We start from the raw sequence: 25,447 nt of genomic DNA, 5'->3' as shown, positions 1-25,447 counted from the left end.
CGGAGTGAGATAATATGTTATTAGATAAATTAGCATTTACAGAAAATAAATATGACGAACTTTCAGTAAAAATCAGTGATCCATCTATAATGGCAAATCAAGCTGAATGGAGAAAGTTATGTAAAGAACATGCTGAACTAGAAATACTAGTTGGTGTTTATAGAGATTACAAAACTACTTTAGAAGATTTAGAAGCTAATAAAATGATGTTAGAAGAAGAATCAGATAAAGAAATGAGAGAAATGCTTCATGAAGAAATCAATGATTTAACTGAAAAAAGAGACAAATTAGAGCATGAAATTCAAATTCTTTTATTACCAAAAGATCCTAATGATGATAAAAACGTATTTGTCGAAATAAGAGCAGGTGCTGGTGGAGATGAAGCAGCTTTATTCGCAGCTAATCTTTTCAGAATGTATACAAGATATGCAGAAAGTAACAGATGGGCAGTTGAGCTAATGGATGCGAATGAAACTGGAATTGGTGGATTTAAAGAAGTTGTATTCATGATAAAAGGTCAAGGAGCTTATTCAAAACTTAAATATGAAAGTGGAGTACATAGAGTACAAAGAGTTCCTGATACAGAATCAAGTGGTAGAATTCATACTTCAACAGCTACAGTTGCCGTATTACCAGAGGTTGATGATGTAGAAGTTGAAATCAATGAAAAAGATATTAAATTTGATGTATTTAGAGCATCAGGTAATGGAGGACAATGTGTAAATACAACTGACTCAGCAGTTAGACTTACTCACCTTCCAACAGGAATAGTTATTTCATGTCAAGATGAAAAATCACAGCTTAAAAACAAAGAAAAAGCTATGAAAGTTTTAAGAGCTAGATTATATGAATTAGCTGAAGAAGAAAGAAGAGCAGGAATTGCTGAAGATAGAAAATCACAAGTTGGTACTGGAGATAGAAGTGAAAGAATAAGAACTTACAACTATCCACAAGGAAGAATAACAGACCACAGAATTGGTTTAACATTATATAAATTAGATACTTTCTTAAATGGAGATATCGAAGAAGTAATAAATGCACTTATTACTGCTGACCAAGCAGAAAAAATGAAATTAATGGGTAATACTGCTAATTAATTTTTAAATAATTGAAAATTTTTTATAAGGTGAATGAACAATAATAAAACAAAAAATTAATGTTTAATTATTGTTTTTATTCACCTTTAGATTTATCTATTAGAAGTACTTAAGGGAGAGGGCTCTTGTATGGATATAAATAAAGCATTAAGAGTAGAGAAGAAGAAAAATATAAGGTTTTATATTTACATGTGTATTTTAGCTATAATAATACCTGGGTCATTATGGGCAACAAGTATTATAGATGGCTTTTTCATAGGTTATGCAATAATTATGGAATTATTAATAATATTAGTAATTCTAAAAAGGATAGATAGCTTCAAATTAGAATATAAATATTTAAATAATAAACTAACATTTAAAACTGGTTTATTTAATAAGAAGAATCTTATTTTATGTGATCAAGTAGCTTTAATTCATACACAAGGTATAGAAGAAGATATGAAGGTTATAGTAATAAGTACAATAAAATTTAGAAATTCTAGATTTAAACCAGTAGTAGAGGGGCTTTTAAGAAAATATCCTAAAATGAGAGATGAATATAAAAAGATTAAGAATGTGAATCCCGATAAGGTTTTTTATTATCTTATATTAAAAAAAGGCGGATTAAAAAAATATACAATGTTAGGAGATTTATTTACATATTGTGCTAGATCAAGTTACACAGATGAGGCTATACAAAATATAAAAATATCAAGAGGATATACTATAGATTAAGAAGGAAGGGCATTAACATGGAAACAAGAGTCTATGTTTTAGATGGAAAAGAAGATAGTAAGTTTATAAAAGAAGCAGCAGAATGTATAAAAAAAGATGGAATAGTAGCATTTCCTACAGAAACAGTATATGGACTAGGTGCAAATGCACTAAAAGCAGATTGTGTAAAAAAAATATTTGAAGCTAAGGGAAGACCTCAAGATAATCCTTTAATAATACATGTAGCATCAAAAGATATTGATGAATATGTTAAAAATGTTCCGGAAGTAGCTAAAAAATTAATGGAAAAATTTTGGCCAGGTCCACTTACTTTAATATTAGAAAAAAGAGATATTGTACCAATGCAAACAAGTGCAAATTTAAATACAATAGGAATAAGAATGCCAAATAATAAAGTTGCATTAGAACTTATAAAAGAATCAGGAGTTCCTATAGCAGCACCATCTGCTAATATAAGTGGAAGACCAAGTCCAACAACTATAGATGTATGTGTGGAAGATTTAAAAGGAAAAGTTGATTACATTATAGGTGGGGAAAAATGTGATGTTGGTTTAGAGTCAACAATAGTTGATTGTACAGTTGAGCCACCATTAGTTTTAAGACCAGGTGGAATTACTTTAGAAATGCTTAGAACTATTAGAGAAGATATAGAGATAGATAAAGGTTTATTAAGAAATGATAGTAACTTTAAGCCTAAAGCTCCAGGAATGAAGTATAGACACTATGCACCAAACGCTAAATTAAAAATAATTCTTGGAAATCGAGAAAAAACTATTGAAAAAATAAACGAAATGGTACACAATTATATAGATGCTGGAGGAAAAGTTGGAATTTTGGCAACAGAAGAATCAAAAGACAGCTATAAATTAGGAGAAAAGATAGTAATAGGAAGTTATAAGAGATTAGACGAGGTTGCAAGCAATCTTTTTGAAGCTCTTAGACAATTCAATGAACTTGGAGTTGATATTATATTAGCAGAGGGATTTGAAGAAAAAGGACTTGGTATTGCTATTATGAATAGGCTTAATAAAGCAGCAGGATATGATATTATAACAGTTTAATTTTGGAGGTTTTTATGAATATTCTCTTTGTTTGCACTGTAAATACTTGTAGAAGTGTTATGGCAGAAGCAATATTTAATAAAATAGAATCTGAAAATTTAATAATTGCAAAATCAGCAGGAATATCAATAATTAAAGGTAGTGTTGTTACGGAAAATGCTGCTATGGAAATTTTAAATGATTTAAACATTGATATAAGAGGTAGGGAAGCTATTTCTATTAATGAAGATAAATTAAGAGATTCTGATTTAGTTTTAACTATGACTAATTATTCAAGAGAATTTATAAAAGAGAATTTTCCAAAATATAAAGAAAAAATATTTTCAATATGCGAATATGCTGGCGTAAGTGGCGAAATTTTAGACCCTTATGGTAGCTCAATTAGTGTTTATGAAAAAATATATAGAAAACTAAAGGGATTAATGCCTATTGTTTTAGATAAAATAAAGGAAGAAGGAAGAGCATAAATTTTATTTATGTTCTACTACTTTCTTTTTTTATAGATTAAAGTAAATTTGGAGGTAAAGTTATGAAAATTGCATTAGGTTCAGATCATGGTGGATTTGAGTTAAAAAATGAAATAATTAAGCATTTAAAAGAAAAAGGGCATGAAATTAAGGATTTTGGTCCTATGACAAATGATTCATGTGATTATCCAGACTATGCACTTCCAGTAGCAGAAGCAGTAGCTAATAAAGAATTTGAAATAGGAATATTAGTATGTGGTACAGGAATTGGAATAAGTATTTCAGCTAATAAAGTACCAGGAGTAAGAGCAGCTTTATGTTCAGATACATTTAGTGCTCATGCAACAAGACAACATAATAATGCTAATATTCTTGCTATGGGACAAAGAGTGGTTGGACCTGGATTAGCATTAGATATAGTTGATACTTTTATCAATTCAGAATTTGAAGGTGGAAGACACCAAAAAAGACTTGATAAAATTTCAAAAATAGAAGAAAAATACAATAAATAGTTTTTTGGAGGAATTAAATTATGAGTAAAGTAACAGAAATTAATCATCCGCTAATTCTACACAAATTAGCATTTATAAGAAATAAAGAAACTGGGTCAAAAGATTTCAGACAATTAGTTTCAGAAGTAGCAATGTTAATGGCTTATGAAGTTACTAGAGATTTACCAACAGAAAATGTACAAATTGAAACACCAATATGTACTGCTACATGTAAAATGCTTGCTGGTAAGAAGCTTGCTGTAGTTCCAATTTTAAGAGCAGGTCTTGGAATGGTTGATGGTATCTTAAATCTTATACCAGCAGCTAAAGTAGGGCATGTAGGATTATATAGAGATGAAGAAACTTTACAACCAGTAGAGTATTTCTGTAAATTACCACAAGATATAGCTGAAAGAGAGGTTATTGTTGTTGATCCAATGCTTGCAACTGGAGGTTCAGCTGCTGATGCATTAACAATGCTTAAAAATAGAGGAGCTAAATACTTAAAACTTATGTGTTTAATAGCTTCACCAGAAGGAATAAAAATGGTTAAAGAAGCACACCCAGATGTAGATATATTTGTAGCTCAAATTGATGAAAAATTAAATGAGCATGGATATATAGTACCTGGACTAGGAGATGCTGGAGATAGATTATTTGGAACTAAATAATTAATTAAAATAATTTTAAAAGCTGTAAGATTCTAAATATTTTAGATTCTTACAGCTTTTATTTACATAAATTTAATTATTTAGATACAAAAAATGAATAAAATTCATAAAATATGTGGCGTATAATAGAAAGAAATATATTAAAACTATGTTTAAATATAATTATTAATTTCGTAACAACTTTATATTAAAAAATTTTTTAGTGTAAAAAATTTACATAAAATTTCGGTTCATAAGTTGGTATCAAAATATAGTTTAGGGGGCAATTCTATGTTATATGGATATATCAGAATTAATGAAGAAAAAGGGCAATTATTAGAAAAAATAAATATTTTAGAAAAAGAAAAATGCGATAAAATACTTTATGATTCTTCTAGTACATACTCAAATAAAAGGCCAAATTTAAGAAATTTATTATCATTAATAGAAGAAGGAGATACTATTGTAGTTGAGAGTTTGATAAATTTTTCTAGAGAGATAATAGATTGTGGAAATATAGTTGAGGAAATACTTAAAAAAGGTGGAAGTGTAAAAGTATTAGATTTAGGAATTATTGATAATAAAATAGAAAATAAAAAAATAATAGATACGTTTAGATGTATGGTTCAATTTAAAAAAGATGCTTTAATTGAAAATGCTACAATAGGAAAAATTATAGCTAAGAAAAATAAAGACTTTAAAGATGGAAGGCCAAAAAAGTATACAAAAAAGCAGCTAGATCATGCATTGAGTTTATTAGCAGTAAATGGTGGAGATTTAAGCTATAATGAGGTAAGTCAATTAACTAAAATAAGTAAAAGTACTTTAATTAGAGAAGTAAAGAAAAGTAGATAGAAATCTAAGAGTTTATTTTAACTCTTAGATTTTTTTATTAGATAAATATAATACTTATATTAATTATTAAATTAGTTTTTTATTAAATATCTAAATTTAAAATATAAATTAAAAATTAATATAGGTATAAAAGTTTAATTATTTTATTTTTAATGTTTTATAAGGTTAGTTCCAAAAGCTATATTCTAAACACAGTTGTGTTTGTATGAAATACAAGTGTATTAAATTAATAATGTGAAATAAATAATATTAAAATAAGAATAATTATAGAAAGTCAAATTTAATAAAAATTCAAAATTAATATATTATTTTCAAATTATAAATAACAAATTAGTGTAAATTTTGATAATATCTTTCTTAAGCAGTTCGGAAGGGGGCTTTCTATATGAAGAAAAAAATAATAATGCTAGCTTTTTTAGTATCAGTAGTTTCATTTGCATTAGCAGCTTGTGGGGACAGCAGCAAAAAAGAGACGAAAGATAAGAAAACTCTAAGATTAGTTACAGGAGCAGTAAAAACTTTAGATTCTGTTAAAGGTAGTGATGAGGTTTCTTTTAATATAATACAAAATACACAGGAAAATTTATTGATTTTTAAAGATAATAAAATAATACCTGGAGCAGCAGAGAGTTATACAGTAAGTGGTGATAAAAAAACTTATACATTTAAGTTAAGGAAAAATTTAAAATGGAGTGATGGAAAAGCATTAACTTCAAAAGATTATAAATATGCATGGATGAGATTATTAAATTCAAAATCAGGAGCACCATATTCATTCTTCTTATTTGGGGTTGTTAATGGAGAAAAATATTTTAAAAATGAAGTTCCAGCATCAGAAGTTGGAATAGAAACACCTGATGATAGTACTATAATAGTTAAATTATCAGAACCAATATCATATTTTACACAAATAGTAGCATTTCCAGCTTTAGCACCTCAAAGAGAAGATGTAGTCAATAGATATGGAAGTAAGTATGGTTCTAATTTAAATACACAAGTATATAGTGGACCATTTATGGTTTCAGAGTGGCAAAAAGGTGGAAAAATTGAATTAGTAAGAAATCCAAATTATTGGAATGCAAAAGAAGTAAAACTTGATAAAGTTAAATTTACTGAAATAAAAGAATCAAATACAGCTTATAAAATGTTTGTTAGTAATCAATTAGATGTAATTGCAGGTGCTGGAGAATATTTAAAACCACTTAAAGATGGTGTTAAAGAAGGAAAGTGGAATGAAATAAATGAGGTAGGTTCTTCAGTATTCTATACACTATATAATTTAGATTCTAGTAATAAATTACTTAAAAATAAGAATATAAGATTAGCCTTATCAATTGCAATTAATAGAGAAGGATTAACTGAAAAAGTAATGAGAAGAAATATACCAGCTTATGGATTAGTTCCAGAGGGGATTCAAGTTGGAAATATAAATTATAGAAGTGAGGTTAGTGAACCTTTAAAAGAGGTAATGAATGAAGATCCTAAAAATTTATTTATAAAGGGATTAAAAGAACTTGGACTTGATCCAGATCCAAGTAAGTATGAAATAAACTATTTACTACAAAATAGTGATGCAGTTAGTAAAATGCAAGGAGAATATATGCAAAATACTTGGAAACAAGTTATAGGGGTAAATGTTAAATTAGTTACTTCAGCAGATTTTTCAGACTTTTTAAGTAAAGTTGATAAGGGGGAATTTGATATGTCAAGCTCAGGATGGGGAGCAGATTATAATGACCCTATGACATTCTTAGATTTATTTACTCCTGAAAATGGAAGTAACTATGGTAAATATAATGATGAAAGAGTAAATGAACTTTTATCAAAAATAAAAACAATGACAGATGATAATGAAAAATTAAAGATATATAAAGAAGTTGAAAGAATTGAAGTGGTAGATAATCCAGCAGTAGCGCCAAATTATTTTAAAGAAATATATTCATTCCAAAAGAAATATGTAAAAGGATTAGAATTACCTAGGTTTGGGGGAACTTATCAATTAAGATGGACTTCAATTTCTTAAAGGAGACTTATCAATTGGATATAAATAAATTTTAGGGGAGTGAATAATAATGTTTAGATACTTTGGTAGAAGAATAGCTTTAATGATTATAACTTTGTTTGTAGTCATTACTGCAACTTTCTTTTTAATGAATAGTATGCCAGGAAATCCAGTTAGTTCTCAAGCTAAAAAATTACCAAAAGATGTAGCAAAAGCTATGGAACAAAAATATGGATTAGATAAACCTATTACTGAAAGATATATTTTATATTTAAAAAATCTTTTAAAAGGAGATTTAGGAGAATCTTTTGTAACTCCAGGTGTAACAGTTAACGATAAAATTAAAGATAATTTTCCAGCTTCAGTTAGAATTGGTCTTGGAGCTGTAGCAGTTGGATTAGTTGTAGGAGTATTTCTAGGAATAATTGCAGGATTTAAAAGAGATACACCAATTGATTTTGGTGTTATGATAATTGCAATTTTAGGAGTTTCGATACCAAGTTTTGTATTAGCTACATTAATTCAATCATTTTTTGGAGGAACAGCTGGAATTCCAATTGCAGGTTGGTATGATAGCTCAACCCCGTTTTTAGAAAGATTTAAATTTGCAATACTTCCAACTATTGCTCTTAGCTTTGGTGGAATTGCAACTTATGCAAGATATATGAGAGCTTCAGTTTTAGATGTTATTGGACAAGATTATATTTTAACTGCAAAAGCTAAAGGATTATCTTTTAGAGATATTTCTTTAAAACATATTTTAAGAAATTCAATATTACCAATAGTAACTATACTTGGGCCACAAATAGCAACAATAATTACTGGAACAGTAGTAATTGAAAGAATATTTGCTGTACCTGGAATAGGTAATGCTTTAATAGATGCAATTTATACAAAGGATTATAACGTAATAATGGGATTAACAATATTCTTTTCAGCGTTATTTATATTATCTATATTAATAGTTGATATTTTATATAGCTTAATAGATCCTCGTATAAAACTTGGAAAATCATAAGGAGGGGTATTATGGCAGAAATAACTAGAGAAAAGTTTAAAAGAATTGGAATAGATAAAAATAGTAGTGAAGAAATAAATAGACCTAATTTAACTTATTTTCAAGATGCTTTTAGAAGATTAAAAAAGAATAAAGTAGCTATGGCTTCTTTAATTGTACTTTTAATTTTAGTTTTAATGTGTATAGTACAACCTATGATTGCAGGAGACAATTATAAAATACAAAATTTAGATGAAATGAATTTAGGGCCTTCTTTAAAACATCTATTTGGAACAGATAGTTTAGGAAGAGATTTATTTGATAGAATTTGGATTGGTGGAAGAGTATCACTTTTAATAGCTTTTGTTGGAACTTTAATAGAGTGTACATTTGGAATATTATATGGTGGAATAAGTGGATATTTTGGTGGAAAATTAGATTCTATAATGATGAGAATTGTAGAAATTTTAAATAGTATTCCTTACTTAATAATAGTTATATTAATTTCAGTAAGGTTAGGAACTGGAATAATTCCATTAATAATTGCTTTAGTTCTTACTGGATGGACTGGTATTGCAAGAATGGTTCGTGGAGAAGTAATGAAGCTTAAAAATTCAGAATATGTAATGGCTTCTAAAGCTTTAGGTGGAAGTTCTTTTAGAATAATACTAAAGCATATGCTACCAAATACAATAGGAATAATTATTGTATATATAACTTTTGATATACCTAGTTATATATTTGCAGAAGCATTTTTAAGCTTTATAGGTTTAGGAATTCAGCCACCAGAAACTAGTTGGGGAGCAATGGCATCAGCAGGGCAACAAGTAATGTTATTTTATCCAAGTCAATTAATATTCCCAGCTATGTTTATAGCATTAACAATGCTAACTTTCAATTTATTTGGTGATGGGTTGAGAGATGCATTAGATCCAAGATTAAGAAAGTAGGTGTTCTTATGGAAAAATTATTAGATGTTAAAAACTTAAATATAAATTTTAATACTTATGCAGGAGTAGTTAAAGCTGTAAGAGGAGTAAATTTTGAATTAGATAAAGGAGAAATGTTAGCAATTGTAGGTGAATCAGGTTCAGGAAAAAGTGTAACAGCTAAATCTTTAATGAGCCTTTTACCAGAAAAAATTGCATCTATAGATAAAAATTCAAAAATACTTTTTTAAGGGAAAAATATATTAAAATATTCTAATAAAGAATTAAGAGGCCTTAGAGGAAAAGAGATAAGCATGATATTTCAAGATCCTATGACTTCTCTTAATCCAACAATGAAATTGGGAAAACAAATTTCAGAAGTTTTAAAAATTCATAGAAATATGAATAGTAAAGAAGCAAAAGAAGAAGCAATAAGATTATTTAAAGCAGTTCATATAACTAATCCTGAGCAAAGAATAAATCAATATCCTTTTGAGTTATCAGGAGGAATGAGACAAAGAGTTATTATAGCTATGGCAATTGCTTGTAATCCAAAAATTATAATAGCTGATGAGCCAACAACAGCTTTAGATGTAACTATACAAGCTCAAATTATGGAACTTATTCATGAATTAAAAGAGGAAATGGAAACATCAATTATTTTAATTACTCATGATTTAGGAGTAGTTAGAGAATTTGCAGATAGAATAAATGTAATGTATGCAGGAAAAATAATAGAAGGTGGAACAGTAGAGGAAGTTTTTAAAAAATCAAAACATCCTTACACATGGGCTTTACTAAAATCAATGCCAACTTTAGATAGTGATATAAAAAGTGAACTATATTCACTTGGAGGAACTCCACCTGATTTATTAGAACCGCCAATAGGATGTCCGTTTTGTGCAAGATGCGAATATGCTATGGAAATATGCAAGGAAAAAATGCCTGAAAGAACAGATTTATCAACTACACATTTTACATGTTGTTGGTTAACACATGAGTATGCTGAAAGTGTGGAATAAGGGGGGATAAGAATGGCAGAAAAAATATTAGAGGTTAAAAATTTAAAGAAACATTTTAATGTAGGAAAAAATAAAGTTTTAAAAGCTGTAGATGATGTAAGCTTTTATATAGAAAAAGGAGAAACATTAGGATTAGTTGGGGAATCTGGGTGTGGAAAGACTACTTGTGGAAGAACTGTTATAGGATTATATGAAAAAACAGATGGAGAAATATATTTAAATGGAAAGCCATTAAAAAATAAAAGTTTAAAAGATAGAAAAGAAAAAGCGAGAATAGCACAAATGATATTTCAAGATCCTTATGCATCATTAAATACTAGAATGACTGTTGGGGATATAATTGCAGAAGGAATAGATATACATAAACTTTACAAAGAAAAAGAGAGAGAAGAAAGAGTTTATGAATTACTGAATTTAGTAGGTTTAAATAAAAGTCATGCTTCAAGATTTCCACATGAATTTTCTGGGGGACAAAGACAAAGGATTGGAATAGCAAGAGCATTAGCAGTTGAACCACAATTTATAGTTTGTGATGAACCTATTTCAGCGTTAGATGTATCTATACAAGCTCAGGTTGTGAATTTATTAATAGATTTACAAAATAAATTAGGATTAACATATCTTTTTATTGCTCATGATTTATCAATGGTTAGACATATTTCAGATAGAGTTGGAGTTATGTATTTAGGAAATCTTATAGAATTATCACCAAGTGATGAATTATATAAAAATCCACTTCATCCATATTCTAAATTGCTTTTATCAGCAATTCCTTCAATGAGAGGAGAGAAAAGAAATAAAGTTAAAATAGAAGGTGAAGTAGGTAATCCAATGGAAGATTATAAAGGATGTAAATTTGCAAATAGATGCTCTTATTGTATGGATAAATGTCTTAAAGAAATTCCAAGATTAAAAGAAGTAGGGAACAAACAATTTGTAGCTTGTCATTTATATTAAAAAAATAGATAGTATAAATTTTATTAAAATATTATGTTACTTAAAATTTGAGTTAAATATCAATAATATATAATTATGACCTCATATAGTTAAATATATGAGGTCTATTTAAATTAAATATCATCTACATTAAAAGAAAGTTCTATTTTTTCAATTGATGGTTTTAATTGAGTTAATCTAACTCCAGCAGCAGTAAACATTTTTTTAGAAGCTTTAACTATATCTGTATCAGCATACTTATCACTTAAATATATAACTTGCTTTATTCCACTTTGAATTATGGCTTTTGCACACTCATTGCATGGAAATAATGCAACATATAATTTTGCTCCTTCTAAAGAAACACCTCTATTATTTAAAATAGCATTTAATTCAGCGTGAACTACGTATGGATATTTAGTTTCTAAAAATTCTCCTTCTCTTTCCCAAGAGAACTCATCATCTGAACACCCAAAAGCAAATCCATTATATCCAACTGATAAAACTCTGTTAGTTTGACTAACTATACATGCACCAACTTGAGTACTTGGATCTTTACTTCTTTTTGCAGATAAAAGAGCGAGCCCCATAAAATATTCATCCCAAGATATGAAGTCAGATCTTTTCATAAAATCACTCCTTAAATATTATTGCTTTAATTGTTTTTAGGTTATAAGTACATTATAATAAAATAGAGGAAAAAGCGAAATAATTTATATTAAGTTTAAATAAAAAATAAATTAACTATAGATAACCAGGAGGAAACTAAATTGAAAAAAATAATAACTATATTTGGAACTAGACCAGAAGCAATAAAAATGGCACCTTTAGTTAAAGAACTAGAAAAAAGAGAAAGAATTCAATCTAAAGTCTGCGTTACTGCTCAACATAGAGAAATGTTAGATCAAGTTCTAGAACAATTTGATATAACGCCAGATTATGATTTAAACATTATGAAAAGCAAACAAACTTTAACTGGCATAACAAATAGAGTTTTAGAGGGATTAGAAGAAGTTTTTGCAGAAGAAAAACCTGATATGATATTAGTTCATGGGGATACTACAACTACTTTTGCAGGAGGACTTGCAGCTTTTTATCAACAAATAAAAGTTGGGCATGTAGAAGCTGGACTTAGAACTTTTGACAAATATTTTCCATTCCCAGAAGAAATGAATAGAAAGCTTACAGGAGCTTTAGCAGATATACATTTTGCACCAACTCAAGGTTCAAAAAATAACCTTTTAAGAGAAGGTATTAAAGAGGAAGATATATTTATAACAGGAAATACTGTTATTGATGCTATGGAGCATACAGTAGAGCAAGATTTTATATTTGAAACAGAAGAATTAAATAAAATAGACTTTGAAAACAAAAAAGTAATAATGATAACTGCACATAGAAGAGAAAACTGGGGTGCTGGAATAGAAAATATTTGTGAAGCTTTAAACAAAATTGTAGAAGAAAATGAAGATGTTGAATTAGTTTATCTTGTACATTTAAACCCAATAGTTAAAGAAGTTGTTTATGAAAGATTAGGTGGAAAAGAAAGAGTTCATCTTTTAGATCCATTAGATACTAAAGAAACTCACAATTTAATGAACAAATGCTTTATGGTAATGACAGATTCAGGTGGATTACAAGAAGAAGCTCCACACTTAGGAAAACCAGTTTTAGTTTTAAGAGATGTTACAGAAAGACCAGAAGCTGTATCACATGGAACTGTTAAATTAGTTGGAACAGATGTTACTAAAATAACAAGTGAAGCAAATTTATTAATAAGAGATGAAAAAGCTTATGAAATCATGAGTAAAGCTGTAAATCCTTATGGTGATGGATTAGCTTCAAAAAGAATTTGTGATGCAATAGAGGTATATTTTGGATTAAGTGATAAAAAAGTTAACGAATATATTAAATAGTTTGTCTAAGTTTTAACAAAAAACTATTGATTAATCTTCCAAGAATGGTTATAATAAAAGTATGTTAAGAGTTTAACAAAGGTTTAAAAGCAAAAATATTTTATTATATATAAATTGGAGGTTATTAAGATGAGAGACGTAGTAATAGTTAGTGCTGTAAGAACAGCATTAGGTTCATTTGGAGGTTCATTAAAAGATGTTCCAGCTGTTGATTTAGGAGCAACTGTTATAAAAGCTGCAGTTGAAAAAGCTGGAATAAAACCTGAATTAGTAGAAGAAGTAATAATGGGAAATGTAATCCAAGCTGGATTAGGACAAAACACAGCTAGACAAGCAACTCTAAAAGCTGGTTTACCAGTTGAAACTTCTGCAATGACAATAAACAAAGTTTGTGGTTCAGGATTAAGAGCAGTTAGTTTAGCAGCTCAAATGATCAAAGCTGGAGATTCTGATATAATCGTAGCTGGTGGTATGGAAAGCATGTCTCAAGCTCCATATGTATTAAAAAGTTCAAGATGGGGTCAAAGAATGGGAGACGGAAAAATGGTTGACTCTATGATAAATGATGCATTATGGGATGCATTTAACAATTACCATATGGGTATAACAGCTGAAAACATTGCTGAAAGATGGGGAATAACTAGAGAAGATCAAGATAACTTCGCAGTAAATTCTCAAAACAAAGCAGAAGCTGCTATAAAATCAGGAAGATTTAAAGATGAAATAGTACCAGTTGTAATTCCACAAAGAAAAGGTGAACCAAAAGTATTTGATACTGATGAATTCCCAAGATTCGGTTCAACTTTAGAAGGATTAGGAAAATTAAGACCTGCATTCAAAAAAGATGGTACAGTTACTGCTGGTAATGCTTCAGGAATCAATGATGGAGCTGCTGCTTTCGTAATCATGAGCGCTGAAAAAGCTGAAGAATTAGGAATAAAAGTAATGGCTAAAATTACTTCATATGGTTCAAAAGGATTAGATCCAGCAATAATGGGATACGGACCATTCCATGCAACTAAAGTTGCTTTAGAAAAAGCTAACTTAGAAGTTAAAGACTTAGACTTAATCGAAGCTAATGAAGCATTCGCAGCTCAAAGTATAGCTGTTGCTAGAGATTTAAAATTCGATATGAGCAAAGTTAACGTAAATGGTGGAGCTATAGCTTTAGGACACCCAGTTGGAGCATCAGGAGCTAGAATATTAGTAACATTATTACATGAAATGGAAAAAAGAGATTCTAAGAGAGGTCTAGCTACTTTATGTATTGGTGGTGGACTAGGAACTGCTGTAATAGTTGAAAGATAATAATTAAAATATATAAATTTTAAGATGCATTGTATTTTTACAATGCATCTTTTTTTATGTAAAAAATAAAATATAGAATTTTGTGAAGTAGATTTAAATAGTAACAAAATAATAAAAATAAGGATATATTAAAATATAAAAACAATGTAAAAAATGTATAAAAAATACAAAAAGGACAATAATTAAGAGGAAAGGTAGGGGAATATAATGTTTAAAAAAGTTATAATTCTTCTTTTAGTTGTCCTTAGTATTATAGGCTTAGGTGGTTATAAAGAAGATTCATATTATATAGTTAAGAAAGAAACAATGAATGGAACAGAATTTATAGAAAATGGGGTTAGACTAGAATATATTTCTAATTTAACTGTAGAAGAAGAAAAAGAAAAAATTAAAGAAATTTTAGGTAGTAATTATAATATTGATGAACAAAATAACAACTTATATTTATATGGAAAGATTCATATAGAAATTAGAGTTTGGCAAGAGGGTTCAATGGTTTATGTATGTTCTACAGTTATAAATAAAGATAAAAGTATTCTAACAGAAGATATAAAAGAAGAACTTAATAAAATAATAGATAAACATTCAAGTAAATATGAATATTTTGAGTTTTATAAAGGAAGCTTTAACGGAAATATTGATGATATACTAAAAAAAATAGAATCTAAAAATGCAAAAATTTTAAAAATTGAAAATGGGTATACAGGAAATATAAAGTTAGGTAAAGAAAATGTGAATTTTGGGTTAGTCAATTATGATACAGGGCTACAACTTATAATTGGAACTCCAGTAATATTTACAACATACTAAAAATTTATTATGGAGGAAAATATGGAAAAAATAATTGTAAAAGAAACAAAGGAATTAAAAGGTGAAGTAGATATAAGTTCAGCTAAAAATTCAGTTTTACCAATTATAGCTGGATGCATATTGTGTCCTGAAAAGATAGTTTTGAAAAATGTAAAAATGCTTGAAGATGTTCAAGTTATAACTAGCTTATTAAGAGAATTAAACAGTGAAGTTGAATATTCAGAAATAACAAATGATCTAGTTATAAATTCTTATAATATAAATCCGTTAGAAGAAACTAATGAATTAGTTAGAAAGATGAGAGCTTCATTTCTTATAATGGGACCTATGCTTGCTAGATTTGGAAGATGTAAAATATCTCTTCCAGGTGGATGTAACATAGGGAGTAGACCAATAGAGCTTCATTTAAAAGGATTTAAGGCTCTAGGAGCAAATATAAAACAAGGTCATGGTTATATAGAAGCAACTGCTAAAAAACTTATAGGAAATAGAATTTATTTAGACTTTCCATCAGTGGGAGCTACAGAAAATATAATTATGGCATCAGTTTTAGCAAAAGGAACTACAATAATAGAAAATGCAGCAGATGAACCAGAAATTTGGGATTTAATTAATTTCTTAAATAAAATGGGAGCTGATATTTATGGTGGTGGAGCAAGAAAAATTATAATAAAAGGAGTTCAAAATTTACATGGAATTACTCATCAACCTATTTATGATAGGATAGAAGCTGGAACTTTCATGGTTGCAGCAGCCATTACAAATAGTATGATAAAAATTAATGATGTAAATGAAGAACATCTAATGCCTATAATAGAAAAATTAAAAGAATGTGGAGTTGTAGTTACAGAAGAAGAAAATGGAATAATAGTAGATGGTCGATATGACAAATCTACAGCGGATATAAAAACCCTACCACATCCAGGATTTCCAACAGATATGCAACCACAAATGATGGCATTATTATCAACTATAAAAGGAACAAGTTTAATAACAGAAACAGTATTTGAAAATAGATTTATGCATGTACCAGAGCTATTAAGAATGGGTGCAAACATAAAGATTGATGGAAGAACTGCTGTTATAGAAGGATGCACTAAATTAACAGGATGTGATGTTAATTCAACTGATTTAAGAGCAGGTGCAGCTCTTATATTAGCAGGATTAGTGGCAGAAGGAGAAACTAGAGTTGGAGAAATACATCACATTGATAGAGGATATAAAAATATAGAAGAAAAATTTAGAAAGCTTGGAGTTAATATAGAAAGAGTTACTATATAAAGCCTAGTACAGCTGTTTATAAGCTGTACTAGTTTTTTTTGCTTTACATAAAATTATCAAAGGTAAGAATAAATAATTAAAAAGGACATATATATAGATGTATGAAGTTTGGAGGTGGTTTTATGAATAGTAAAGACCTTAGAGAAAATTTAATGACTATAGGAGTAACAACTTTAGTTATAGTAGTTTGTTTAATAATATTACCTAAATTACTGCTAGGAAAAAGTATAGACATAGATAATTTAAATGAAGAAGGAACTACTATTTCACAAAAGACTAATCCTTATATAACAGTAGAAGGTAATAAAAAACTAGAAGTATATAGAAGCAATACAGGAAAAACAGAAAAAATAGATTTAGAGGATTATATAATAGGAGTAGTTTCAGGAGAGATGCCAATAAGTTTTGAAGAGGAAGCTTTAAAAGCACAAGCTGTAGCAGCGAGAACCTATTATTTTACTAAAAGAGAAGAAAAGTGTGATATAGCTAAAAATGGAGATATATGTGATACAATACATTGCCAAGTTTACATGAATAAAAAAGAGAGGAAGTCTCAATGGGACAAAAAAGTAGCAGATAGTAATTATAAAAAAATAGAAAAAGCAGTTAAAGAAACAGAAGGAAAAGTATTAGCTTATAATGGCGAAATAATAAAGTATCCACAATTTTTCTCAACTAGCTCTGGAAAAACAGAAAATTCTGAGGATGTTTTTGTTTCAGCTGTTCCTTATTTAAAATCTATAGAAAGTAAAGGAGAAGAGATTTCTCCTAAGTTTACAGGAGAAAAAGAAATTACAAATTTACAATTTGCAAGTTTAGCTAATAAAACTTATGGAGCTAATATTAGTTCATCAAATGTACAATCTAATGTAAAAGTGTTAGGAAGAACAGAAGGTGGATCTATAGAAAAAATACAAATAGGACAAGCGATTATAAAAGGGACTGAATTCAGAAAATTATATGATTTAAGTTCAGCAAATTGTGAACTAGAATTTTTTAAAGATAAAGTAAAAATAAAAACAAAAGGAAGTGGGCATGGAGTTGGAATGAGCCAATGGGGAGCTAATGTAATGGCTAAAGAAGGAAAAAAATATGATGAAATACTAAAGCATTATTATAGTGGAGTAGAAATTAAAAAAATTAAATATAAATAGTGTATAAAAAGGTGATATTTGGGAGAATACTCAAATATCACCTTTTTATTTGCTTAATTTATGTAAAAAATAGATTAAATGATTAAAAATGTAAAAAAAGGACACAATTTAAATTAGGAGGTGTTGATTTAATGAAACAAAAAATCAAAGAAATAACTAATAAAATAAAAGGATTCTTTAGAAATAGCTCAATCAGTAAAAAAGAAGGCTTATACATAGCTATATTTACTGGTATATGTGTAATTCTTATTTCAGGAATAGTGGCTTTAAAAGGTGTAAATGCAGATAAAGGAAATGAGGCTAAAGAACCAGTAGAAAAAGAAGTTAGCTTAGATGTTCCAAATGATATAGCAAACTCACAAGCTATGGAGAACTCAGAAAGAGTTGAAAAGGAAAAAGCAGATTCTACTAAACCAGTAAGTACACCAAAACTTTCTTTTATAAATCCTGTTGAAGGTAAGATTGTCAAAGGTTATGATGATGCGATAATCTCAGGAGACAAAATGAGAAGTGAAATGTATGGTGGTATTTCTGTTGCTGCAAAAATTGGTACAGAAGTAAAAGCTGGTGAAGCTGGAGTAGTTGATGAAGTTAAAAATAATGACGTAATGTTTGGGACTACTGTAGTAATTAAGCATACAAATGGAGTTAAAACAGAATACTGTAACTTAGATACAAACTTAAAAGTAAAAAAAGGTGATAACGTAACAAAAGGTCAAGTTATAGGAAAAGTTGGTAAAACAGCTCAAAGTTTAGGTGCTTCATTAAAATGTGAATTTTTACACATAAGAATGTATGAACTTAAAGATAAAGAATATAAAGAAATTGATCCAGGAAAATACTTTTCATTTAAAAAGTAAGTTATCAAATTAATCAGTCATTTGAATAAAATGGCTGATTAATAAAAATACTAATAACAATGATGAATTCTCTAAGGAGGTACAAAATGAAAGACTATATTGAAGAAAGGGTATTAGAAGTTGCACAATATATAATTGATTCAAAAGCAACAATAAGAAAAACTGCAAAAGTTTTTGGGGTTAGTAAAAGTACAATCCATAAGGATATGACAGAAAGACTACCAAAGATAAACCCTGCAATAGCTGAACAAACTCATACTGTTTTAGAAATTAATAAATCAGAACGACATATAAGAGGTGGAAAAGCTACTAAAATGAAGTATAAAACTGCTGAATAATGTTGAAAGAATAAGCTATTCCATATATAATTTAAAGTATAAGTAGAAAAAAATAGAATTTTTTCAAAAAAAAGAAAAGGGTGGAATAGTGATGTGGTTTTGGAAATGGAATAGAGGTAATGATCTAGGAATAGATTTAGGAACTGCTACTGTTCTAGTATATATGAAGGGCAAAGGAATAGTATTAAAAGAGCCCTCTGTAGTTGCTATGAACAAAAATACTGGTAAAGTATTGGCAGTTGGAGAAGAAGCTAGAAAAATGATAGGAAGAACTCCAGGGAATATAGTTGCAGTTAGACCATTAAAAGATGGAGTTATATCTGATTATGATGTTACAGAAAAAATGTTACAAGAACTTATAAATAAAGTTTGTGGCAATAAAAAAATTACAACACCTAAAGTTATGATTTGTATACCATCTATGGCAACAGAAGTAGAAAAGAGAGCTGTTATAGATGCTGCAAGAAATTCAGGTGCAAAAGAAGTACATCTTATAGAAGAACCTTTAGCAGCGGCAATAGGTGCTGGATTAGATATAACAAAACCAAATGGTTGCATGATAGTTGATATTGGTGGTGGTACATGCGATATAGCTGTTATTTCCTTAGGAGGGATTGTTATAAGAACATCAATAAAGTCTGCTGGAGATAAATTTGATGAGGCAATCATTAGATATATAAGAAATAAATATAAATTGATGATTGGTGAGAAAACTGCTGAAGAGTTAAAGATTTCTATTGGATCAGTATATGAAGATGATAATGATTCAAAAGCAGTTGTTAGAGGAAGAAATATGTTAACAGGACTTCCAGATAACTTATCTGTAACTTCGGCTGAAATAAGAGAATCTTTAAAAGAGCCAATAAACCTTATAATTGAAGGAGTCAAAGGAGTATTAGAAAAAACTCCACCAGAAATAGTTGCTGATATAATAGAGCAAGGAATTTTAATGACTGGTGGTGGTTCTTTAATACATGGTTTAGATAAACTAATTCAAAAAGAAACTGGATTAGAAGTTAAAATAGCAGAAAACTCCGTTGAGGCTGTTGCTGAAGGAACCGGAATGGTTTTAGGATACATAGATAAATTAGATACTTCAGTAAATAATGGAGAAGTTATATTAATTGATTAATAAGTGCTTTTTAGCACTTATTTTTTTATTAAAAATTAAGAAGAAATAAAATTTATAATATCTTTTAATATAAAAATACTATTTAGGACATAGTTTATAGATTAAATTTATTAAAGGTATTTATATTGATTTAAAATTAATAAATATAAATAGGTTATGAAATATTATTTAGGTTAAATTATTAATAATATTATTTGAAAAATATCATTCATTATACTAGACATTTAGTAATTTTTATAAGGCGTATAGTAATTAAATAGTATAAAATTTAATTACTATATAACACCAATATAAATGTTAATTATTATATATCATCTGAGTATAATTCTTTTATTAAAATATCGGAAAGATTATAATTGTATGCGTTTAGAATTCCTTTAGCAATTATACAAGCTAAATCATATATAAATGAAAGTCTAATAGAATTAGAAGTTAAAAAATTATTAGAATCACCTTTAGAAACTATACCTACTATAGATATATCTCCTACTTCTTTTAAAATTTTGCCAACACCTTTTCCCGGATAAATTGGATGATCTCTAATACATATATCACCAACATTAGTACCCAAGCATGCATCAATTGCTATTATGTAAGAGCTTTGATGTTTTTCATTTATTGAGGAAAGAAATTTATTTAAATTTAGGGCATGTATTGGTTCATGTAAAGTTCCATATACTGGATAAGGGAAATTGTTGAATTTAAGAATACTTCCAACTATAGGACCTAAAGCATCACCTATAAATTTGTCAGTTCCAATACATACTATAACGAGATTTTCTTTTATATGTTCTTTTAAATATTCACCAATTAAATTAGTAGCAGTTGGATAATTAAAAGGAATTATTTTTTTCAAAGATTTCACCCCCTAGATAATATATTCACTAGAGTTTGTATATATACGAAAAAGCTTATGTTTGAATAAAATTCTTTAAAGTGGACATTAATTCAAATAAGAGGTGATATAATAATGAAGAAGATATTAGTTTTTATGATTTTTATAATGACGAGTTTAACTATGTATTTTTTAGTTTGGTGGCAACCAACTGAAAAAAATAATCAAGCAATAAACACTTCAAATGTTATTGAAACTGATAATAATATGAAAGATAATACAAATGTAGGAAAAGAATTAGATGACTCTAAAAAAGAACAAGATAAAATAGAAAAAGATTTAAAAAAAGAAAAAGCTAAAAAGATTGAAGAGGAGTCCAAAAAAGCAGAAGAGGAAAGAGCTAAGAAATTAGAAGAAAAAGAAAATAACAAATTGATTGTAAAAAAGATAAATGAAAATATGTCTATTGAAGATAAAAAAAATGTAGATAAATTATTGAGTGGATTATCTACAATAGATTTGATGAAAATAGAAGAAGGAATATTAAGTGGAGATTTAAACAGTGTTAAAGCTTTAATAAGCGAAAGATTGTTATTAGAGGATAGCAAGTTATTTTTTGAAATCATTGGCAAATATAAATAAGGGAAATAAATCACATATAAGTATAAAAGTTAAGTAATTGGAGAAAAACATAGAAAAATAATGATAATTTTGTTAAATAGCCTAATTTAAAGGTTGAAAATAATCCTTTATGAATATATACTAACTATTGTCGGTTGGACGTTGGTCTTCCGTAAATTAAATAAATTTTGGTGGGGTTCCCGAGTGGCCAAAGGGGGCAGACTGTAAATCTGTTGCAACTTGCTTCGAAGGTTCGAATCCTTCTCCCACCACCATTTAATTAAGGTCGCATAGCTCAGCTGGGAGAGCACCTGCCTTACAAGCAGGGGGTCACAGGTTCGATCCCTGTTGTGACCACCATTAAAAATAAAATGAAAACGTGCGCTGGCATGGCTCAACGGTAGAGCAGCTGACTTGTAATCAGCAGGTTGTAGGTTCGATTCCTATTGCCAGCTCCAAATAAGGTGGGGTTCCCGAGTGGCCAAAGGGGGCAGACTGTAAATCTGTTGCAACTTGCTTCGAAGGTTCGAATCCTTCTCCCACCACCAAACGCTAAGAAATATCTTAGCGTTTTTTTTATTAGAATTTTTAAATAAATGTAATAATATTATTATAGTAATAATAATAGATATAGTGAATAAATTTAAGAAATTACAAACTGTATATTAAAGAGAAAATATTAAAAACATTAAAAATATATAAATGAAATAAATGTTAAAAACTGACTACTAAGATATATTCTATGTTTATCTTGCTTAAGAAAAAATTCATATTTTCAAATAAAATTTTATTAAATATATAATGTGTTGACTTATTATATTTTAGTGTGTTACAATTTTCAAAGAAAATAAAGCAAATTAAATAACTAAACTCTTATCAAGAGAGGTGGAGGGAAATGGCCCTGTGAAACCCAGCAACCTACAGTAATTAATTTTAATTAATATGTGTGGTGCTAATTCCTGTAGATTTTATCTACAAGATGAGAAGAATAGGCAACTAGTTCTCTTCTTATCGAAGAGTTTTTTTATTATAAAAAAATTTTTATAGATTTGAAAGGAGAATAATGATATGAGAAGATTATTCACATCAGAATCAGTTACTGAAGGGCATCCAGATAAAATCTGTGACCAAATTTCAGATTCAGTATTAGATTCAATTTTAGCAAAAGATCCTAACGCAAGAGTTGCTTGCGAAACAGCTGTAACTACTGGAATGGTAATGGTAATGGGAGAAATAACAACTAACTGTTACGTTGATATTCCAAAGGTTGTAAGAGAAACAATAAGAGAAATTGGATATGATAGAGCTAAATATGGATTTGACTGTGATACTTGTGCAGTTATGACTACAATAGATGAACAAAGTGCTGATATCGCTATGGGAGTTGATGAAGCTCTTGAATCAAAAGAAGGTCAAAAAGATGAAGTTGAAGCAGTAGGTGCTGGAGACCAAGGAATGATGTTCGGATTCGCTACAAACGAAACTGAAGAATATATGCCAACTCCAATCGCTATGGCTCACAGACTTTCAAGAAGACTTACTGAAGTAAGAAAAAATGGAACTCTTTCATACTTAAGACCAGATGGTAAAACTCAAGTTACTGTTGAATATGAAGATGAAAAACCTGTAAGAATTGATACTATAGTTATTTCAACTCAACACAGTGACAAAGTAACTTTAGAACAAATTCAAACTGACATAAGAGAACATGTAATAAATGCTGTAATTCCATCAGAATTATTAGATGCAGAAACTAAATACTTCATAAACCCAACTGGAAGATTTGTTGTTGGTGGACCACAAGGAGATAGTGGATTAACAGGAAGAAAAATCATAGTTGATACTTACGGTGGAATGGGAAGACACGGTGGTGGAGCTTTCTCAGGAAAAGACTCAACTAAAGTTGATAGATCAGCTGCTTACGCTGCAAGATGGGTTGCTAAAAACTTAGTTGCTGCTGGTGTTGCAGATAAATTAGAAATACAATTAGCTTATGCTATAGGTGTTGCTAAACCAGTTTCAATCGGAGTTGAAACATTCAAAACTGGTAAAATATCAGATGAACAAATCGTTTCAATAGTAGAAAAAGTATTTGACTTAAGACCAGGTGCTATAATAAGAGACTTAGACTTAAGAAGACCAATCTACAAACAAACTGCTGCTTACGGACACTTTGGTAGAACTGATGTTAAACTTCCATGGGAAGAATTATCAAAAGTAGAAGAAATAAAAGCATTAATGAAATAATTATAAAAGGAGTTGATTTATTCAACTCCTTTTATTTTTGTAAAAAAGACTTTTTCTAAAATGAAAGAGTCTTTTTTATAAATAAAATGTATATTTGCTTCAAATAAGAACTTGGGAATATAATCCTTAAATAATTAAATAAATTTACAATGAATATAATAATTAAGTAAAGATAAATTTATTTAATTATTACAGAAATTATAAAAATTTAGATATATAAATATAATTAAATGTTATATAATGGAAAAAGGAGATTAGAAAAAGGGGAATTATTATGAGGATAATAGTAGATAGTACATGCGATTTACCAATAGAAATTATAGAACAATATGATATTAAAGTTTTACCACTTAAAGTTCTAATTGAAGATAAAGAATATTATGATAGAGTTACTATAGAATTAGAAGAAGTATATGAATATATGAGAAAGGGAGTTGTTCCTAAAACTTCTCAAGTATCACCAGTAAGTTTTTATGAAGTTTTTGAGGAGATGTGTGAAAATGGAGAAGATTTTATTTATCTTGCATTTTCAAGTAAGCTTTCAGGAACTCATGATTTAGGAAAAAGTATATTAAATGAATTTAAAGAGAAATATAAAAGTATTAATATGGAAATAATAGACACTAAATCAGGTTCTACGGCTATAGGGCTTTTAGTTTTAGAATGTATAAAAATGAACAAAGAAAATTTAGGATTTTTTGAAATATTAGAGAGATTAAATGAAAAAATAACTCATATAGAACATATCCTTACTTTAGGTGATTTAAATTGGCTTGTTAAAGGTGGAAGAATAGGAAAAACAAAAGGATTTGTTGGAACTATGTTAGATATAAAACCAGTTTTAGATCTTAAAGATGGAGAAGTAAATGTTGTAAAATCTATAAGAGGAAAAAAGAAAACTATAAATTATATCTTAGATATTTTAGAAGAGAGAGGGATAAAAAATAATAATTTAATAGGGATTAGTTATGCTGAAGATTTATCTATTGTTGATGATATTAAGAAAGGTATAACACAAAGGTTTGGAGAAAAAGAATTTATGATAAATAAAATAGGAAGTGTTTTAGGAAGTCATGTTGGATTAACTGGAGTAGGAATTTTCTTTTTTAATTATTAATTTTAAGACTATAAAAGCACATTTAAAAGCTTTTATAGTTTTTTTTATGTAGCAATAGGTATAGCTTTTAAATATAATATATTAGATTTCCATATAATTATCTAGGAGGAAAGCTTATGTTATGTAAGAGGTGTAAAAACTTAATAGAAGATGATTTGGACTCATGTCCATTTTGCGAATTAGATTTTAAAGAAGAAAATATAAATACTGAAGAGGAAAAATTACGAGATGATATAAAGGACAAAGTTGAATTAGAAAAGGTTAAAGATGTAGAAATAAAAAATATAGAAGTTGATGAAGTTTATGGTGGAGAATTAAAAGAAGTAGAAGAAAAAAATGAATACATTGAAGAAGAGTTAATAGAAAAAGAAACTGAGATTAATGAAAATGATTCTAAAGTTAAAGAAACTTCAGAAGAAAAAGATAAAGAGCCAATAGAATATGAATTAGAAGAAGGTAATCAAGATAAGTATGATTATCAATTAGAAAAAGATAATAAATATAATGATTATAAAGTTATAGGAATTGCTATTATATTATTAGCTATAATATTAGGATTAGTAATGTTATTTAAATAACAAAGAGGATGTAGTACATCCTCTTT

The 25,447-nt window shown here is 28.3% G+C and carries 25 protein-coding genes, 4 tRNA genes, 1 pseudogene and 1 riboswitch; of the genes and pseudogenes, 28 read left to right on the top strand and 2 right to left on the bottom strand.

Annotation, left to right across the window (positions count from 1 at the left end; all coding sequences use genetic code 11):
* Window positions 1–14 precede the first annotated feature (14 nt).
* From prfA to HMPREF1092_RS10580, 12 genes and pseudogenes are all read left to right on the top strand, one after another.
* Entirely contained in the window at window positions 15–1,097 is a 1,083-nt protein-coding gene (gene prfA / locus HMPREF1092_RS10635) for a peptide chain release factor 1 (protein WP_002598680.1), read from the top strand.
* A 129-nt stretch (window positions 1,098–1,226) separates the two neighbouring features.
* Window positions 1,227–1,814, top strand: coding sequence for a hypothetical protein (locus HMPREF1092_RS10630; RefSeq protein WP_002598679.1), 588 nt, complete (start codon window positions 1,227–1,229; stop codon window positions 1,812–1,814).
* Between the two features lie 17 nt (window positions 1,815–1,831).
* Complete coding sequence (locus tag HMPREF1092_RS10625; protein WP_002598678.1) at window positions 1,832–2,875, top strand: L-threonylcarbamoyladenylate synthase; 1,044 nt, start codon at window positions 1,832–1,834, stop codon at window positions 2,873–2,875.
* Between the two features lie 14 nt (window positions 2,876–2,889).
* The gene (locus tag HMPREF1092_RS10620) at window positions 2,890–3,342 is read left to right on the top strand and encodes a low molecular weight protein arginine phosphatase (RefSeq protein ID WP_002598677.1); all 453 of its coding nucleotides are present in this window, start codon (window positions 2,890–2,892) and stop codon (window positions 3,340–3,342) included.
* A 62-nt stretch (window positions 3,343–3,404) separates the two neighbouring features.
* Window positions 3,405–3,854: a ribose 5-phosphate isomerase B gene (gene rpiB / locus HMPREF1092_RS10615; RefSeq protein ID WP_002598676.1), complete on the top strand. Its 450-nt coding sequence runs from the start codon at window positions 3,405–3,407 to the stop codon at window positions 3,852–3,854.
* A gap of 20 nt (window positions 3,855–3,874) precedes the next feature.
* On the top strand, window positions 3,875–4,504 hold the full coding sequence (gene upp / locus HMPREF1092_RS10610; protein WP_002598675.1) for a uracil phosphoribosyltransferase: 630 nt from the start codon (window positions 3,875–3,877) through the stop codon (window positions 4,502–4,504).
* Between the two features lie 270 nt (window positions 4,505–4,774).
* Window positions 4,775–5,338, top strand: a complete 564-nt coding sequence (locus HMPREF1092_RS10605; RefSeq protein WP_002598674.1) for a recombinase family protein — start codon at window positions 4,775–4,777, stop codon at window positions 5,336–5,338.
* A 385-nt stretch (window positions 5,339–5,723) separates the two neighbouring features.
* Complete coding sequence (locus HMPREF1092_RS10600; protein ID WP_002598673.1) at window positions 5,724–7,361, top strand: peptide ABC transporter substrate-binding protein; 1,638 nt, start codon at window positions 5,724–5,726, stop codon at window positions 7,359–7,361.
* Between the two features lie 49 nt (window positions 7,362–7,410).
* On the top strand, window positions 7,411–8,358 hold the full coding sequence (locus tag HMPREF1092_RS10595) for an ABC transporter permease (RefSeq protein ID WP_002598672.1): 948 nt from the start codon (window positions 7,411–7,413) through the stop codon (window positions 8,356–8,358).
* An 11-nt stretch (window positions 8,359–8,369) separates the two neighbouring features.
* Window positions 8,370–9,287, top strand: coding sequence for an ABC transporter permease (locus HMPREF1092_RS10590; protein ID WP_002598671.1), 918 nt, complete (start codon window positions 8,370–8,372; stop codon window positions 9,285–9,287).
* A gap of 8 nt (window positions 9,288–9,295) precedes the next feature.
* Window positions 9,296–10,288, top strand: a pseudogene (locus HMPREF1092_RS10585) (ABC transporter ATP-binding protein).
* 12 nt (window positions 10,289–10,300) lie between these two features.
* Window positions 10,301–11,245 (top strand): ABC transporter ATP-binding protein, encoded by a 945-nt coding sequence (locus HMPREF1092_RS10580; protein ID WP_002598668.1) that lies wholly within the window; start codon window positions 10,301–10,303, stop codon window positions 11,243–11,245.
* A gap of 113 nt (window positions 11,246–11,358) precedes the next feature.
* Here HMPREF1092_RS10580 and HMPREF1092_RS10575 read toward each other — a convergent pair whose 3' ends face one another.
* A complete protein-coding gene (locus HMPREF1092_RS10575) occupies window positions 11,359–11,853 on the bottom strand; it encodes a deoxycytidylate deaminase (protein ID WP_002598667.1) in 495 nt (164 codons plus the stop codon).
* A gap of 141 nt (window positions 11,854–11,994) precedes the next feature.
* On the opposite strand from HMPREF1092_RS10575, the gene wecB reads away from it, so the two are divergent.
* From wecB to mreB, 8 genes are all read left to right on the top strand, one after another.
* Window positions 11,995–13,140, top strand: coding sequence for a non-hydrolyzing UDP-N-acetylglucosamine 2-epimerase (wecB, locus tag HMPREF1092_RS10570; RefSeq protein ID WP_002598666.1), 1,146 nt, complete (start codon window positions 11,995–11,997; stop codon window positions 13,138–13,140).
* Between the two features lie 129 nt (window positions 13,141–13,269).
* A complete protein-coding gene (locus HMPREF1092_RS10565) occupies window positions 13,270–14,448 on the top strand; it encodes an acetyl-CoA C-acetyltransferase (protein ID WP_002598665.1) in 1,179 nt (392 codons plus the stop codon).
* Between the two features lie 207 nt (window positions 14,449–14,655).
* On the top strand, window positions 14,656–15,258 hold the full coding sequence (locus tag HMPREF1092_RS16550) for a hypothetical protein (protein ID WP_002598664.1): 603 nt from the start codon (window positions 14,656–14,658) through the stop codon (window positions 15,256–15,258).
* A 21-nt stretch (window positions 15,259–15,279) separates the two neighbouring features.
* Window positions 15,280–16,539, top strand: coding sequence for a UDP-N-acetylglucosamine 1-carboxyvinyltransferase (murA, locus tag HMPREF1092_RS10555; protein WP_002598663.1), 1,260 nt, complete (start codon window positions 15,280–15,282; stop codon window positions 16,537–16,539).
* Between the two features lie 122 nt (window positions 16,540–16,661).
* Window positions 16,662–17,693: a stage II sporulation protein D gene (gene spoIID / locus HMPREF1092_RS10550; protein WP_002598662.1), complete on the top strand. Its 1,032-nt coding sequence runs from the start codon at window positions 16,662–16,664 to the stop codon at window positions 17,691–17,693.
* Between the two features lie 131 nt (window positions 17,694–17,824).
* Complete coding sequence (locus HMPREF1092_RS10545) at window positions 17,825–18,553, top strand: M23 family metallopeptidase (RefSeq protein WP_002598661.1); 729 nt, start codon at window positions 17,825–17,827, stop codon at window positions 18,551–18,553.
* 86 nt (window positions 18,554–18,639) lie between these two features.
* The gene (gene spoIIID, locus HMPREF1092_RS10540) at window positions 18,640–18,891 is read left to right on the top strand and encodes a sporulation transcriptional regulator SpoIIID (RefSeq protein ID WP_002598660.1); all 252 of its coding nucleotides are present in this window, start codon (window positions 18,640–18,642) and stop codon (window positions 18,889–18,891) included.
* A gap of 91 nt (window positions 18,892–18,982) precedes the next feature.
* Window positions 18,983–20,023 carry a rod shape-determining protein MreB gene (mreB, locus tag HMPREF1092_RS10535; RefSeq protein WP_002598659.1) on the top strand — a complete coding sequence of 347 codons (1,041 nt, stop codon included), beginning with the start codon at window positions 18,983–18,985 and terminating at the stop codon, window positions 20,021–20,023.
* A 304-nt stretch (window positions 20,024–20,327) separates the two neighbouring features.
* Here mreB and yyaC read toward each other — a convergent pair whose 3' ends face one another.
* The gene (gene yyaC / locus HMPREF1092_RS10530) at window positions 20,328–20,888 is read right to left on the bottom strand and encodes a spore protease YyaC (protein WP_423219191.1); all 561 of its coding nucleotides are present in this window, start codon (window positions 20,886–20,888) and stop codon (window positions 20,328–20,330) included.
* A 105-nt stretch (window positions 20,889–20,993) separates the two neighbouring features.
* Here yyaC and HMPREF1092_RS10525 point away from each other — a divergent pair, with 105 nt between their 5' ends.
* The 8 genes from HMPREF1092_RS10525 (at window position 20,994) to HMPREF1092_RS10490 (ending at window position 25,421) form a co-directional block, all read left to right on the top strand.
* A complete protein-coding gene (locus HMPREF1092_RS10525; RefSeq protein WP_002598657.1) occupies window positions 20,994–21,500 on the top strand; it encodes a hypothetical protein in 507 nt (168 codons plus the stop codon).
* A 169-nt stretch (window positions 21,501–21,669) separates the two neighbouring features.
* Window positions 21,670–21,754: transfer RNA gene (locus HMPREF1092_RS10520), tRNA-Tyr, on the top strand.
* Window positions 21,755–21,763: 9 nt separating this feature from the next.
* A tRNA-Val gene (locus HMPREF1092_RS10515) sits at window positions 21,764–21,839 on the top strand.
* Window positions 21,840–21,862: 23 nt separating this feature from the next.
* Window positions 21,863–21,937, top strand: a tRNA-Thr gene (locus HMPREF1092_RS10510).
* Window positions 21,938–21,942: 5 nt separating this feature from the next.
* A tRNA-Tyr gene (locus HMPREF1092_RS10505) sits at window positions 21,943–22,027 on the top strand.
* Window positions 22,028–22,349: 322 nt separating this feature from the next.
* A riboswitch (SAM riboswitch) is annotated at window positions 22,350–22,465 on the top strand.
* A gap of 82 nt (window positions 22,466–22,547) precedes the next feature.
* On the top strand, window positions 22,548–23,726 hold the full coding sequence (gene metK, locus HMPREF1092_RS10500) for a methionine adenosyltransferase (protein ID WP_002598656.1): 1,179 nt from the start codon (window positions 22,548–22,550) through the stop codon (window positions 23,724–23,726).
* 274 nt (window positions 23,727–24,000) lie between these two features.
* The gene (locus HMPREF1092_RS10495) at window positions 24,001–24,843 is read left to right on the top strand and encodes a DegV family protein (RefSeq protein WP_002598655.1); all 843 of its coding nucleotides are present in this window, start codon (window positions 24,001–24,003) and stop codon (window positions 24,841–24,843) included.
* Between the two features lie 116 nt (window positions 24,844–24,959).
* Entirely contained in the window at window positions 24,960–25,421 is a 462-nt protein-coding gene (locus HMPREF1092_RS10490; RefSeq protein WP_002598654.1) for a hypothetical protein, read from the top strand.
* Window positions 25,422–25,447 lie beyond the last annotated feature (26 nt).

This window comes from Clostridium thermobutyricum, from assembly GCF_000371465.1.
Taxonomy (GTDB): Bacteria; Bacillota; Clostridia; order Clostridiales; family Clostridiaceae; genus Clostridium; species Clostridium thermobutyricum.
Note: the sequence above shows the minus strand (reverse complement) of the source record. Positions and strands in the feature narration are given on the sequence as shown.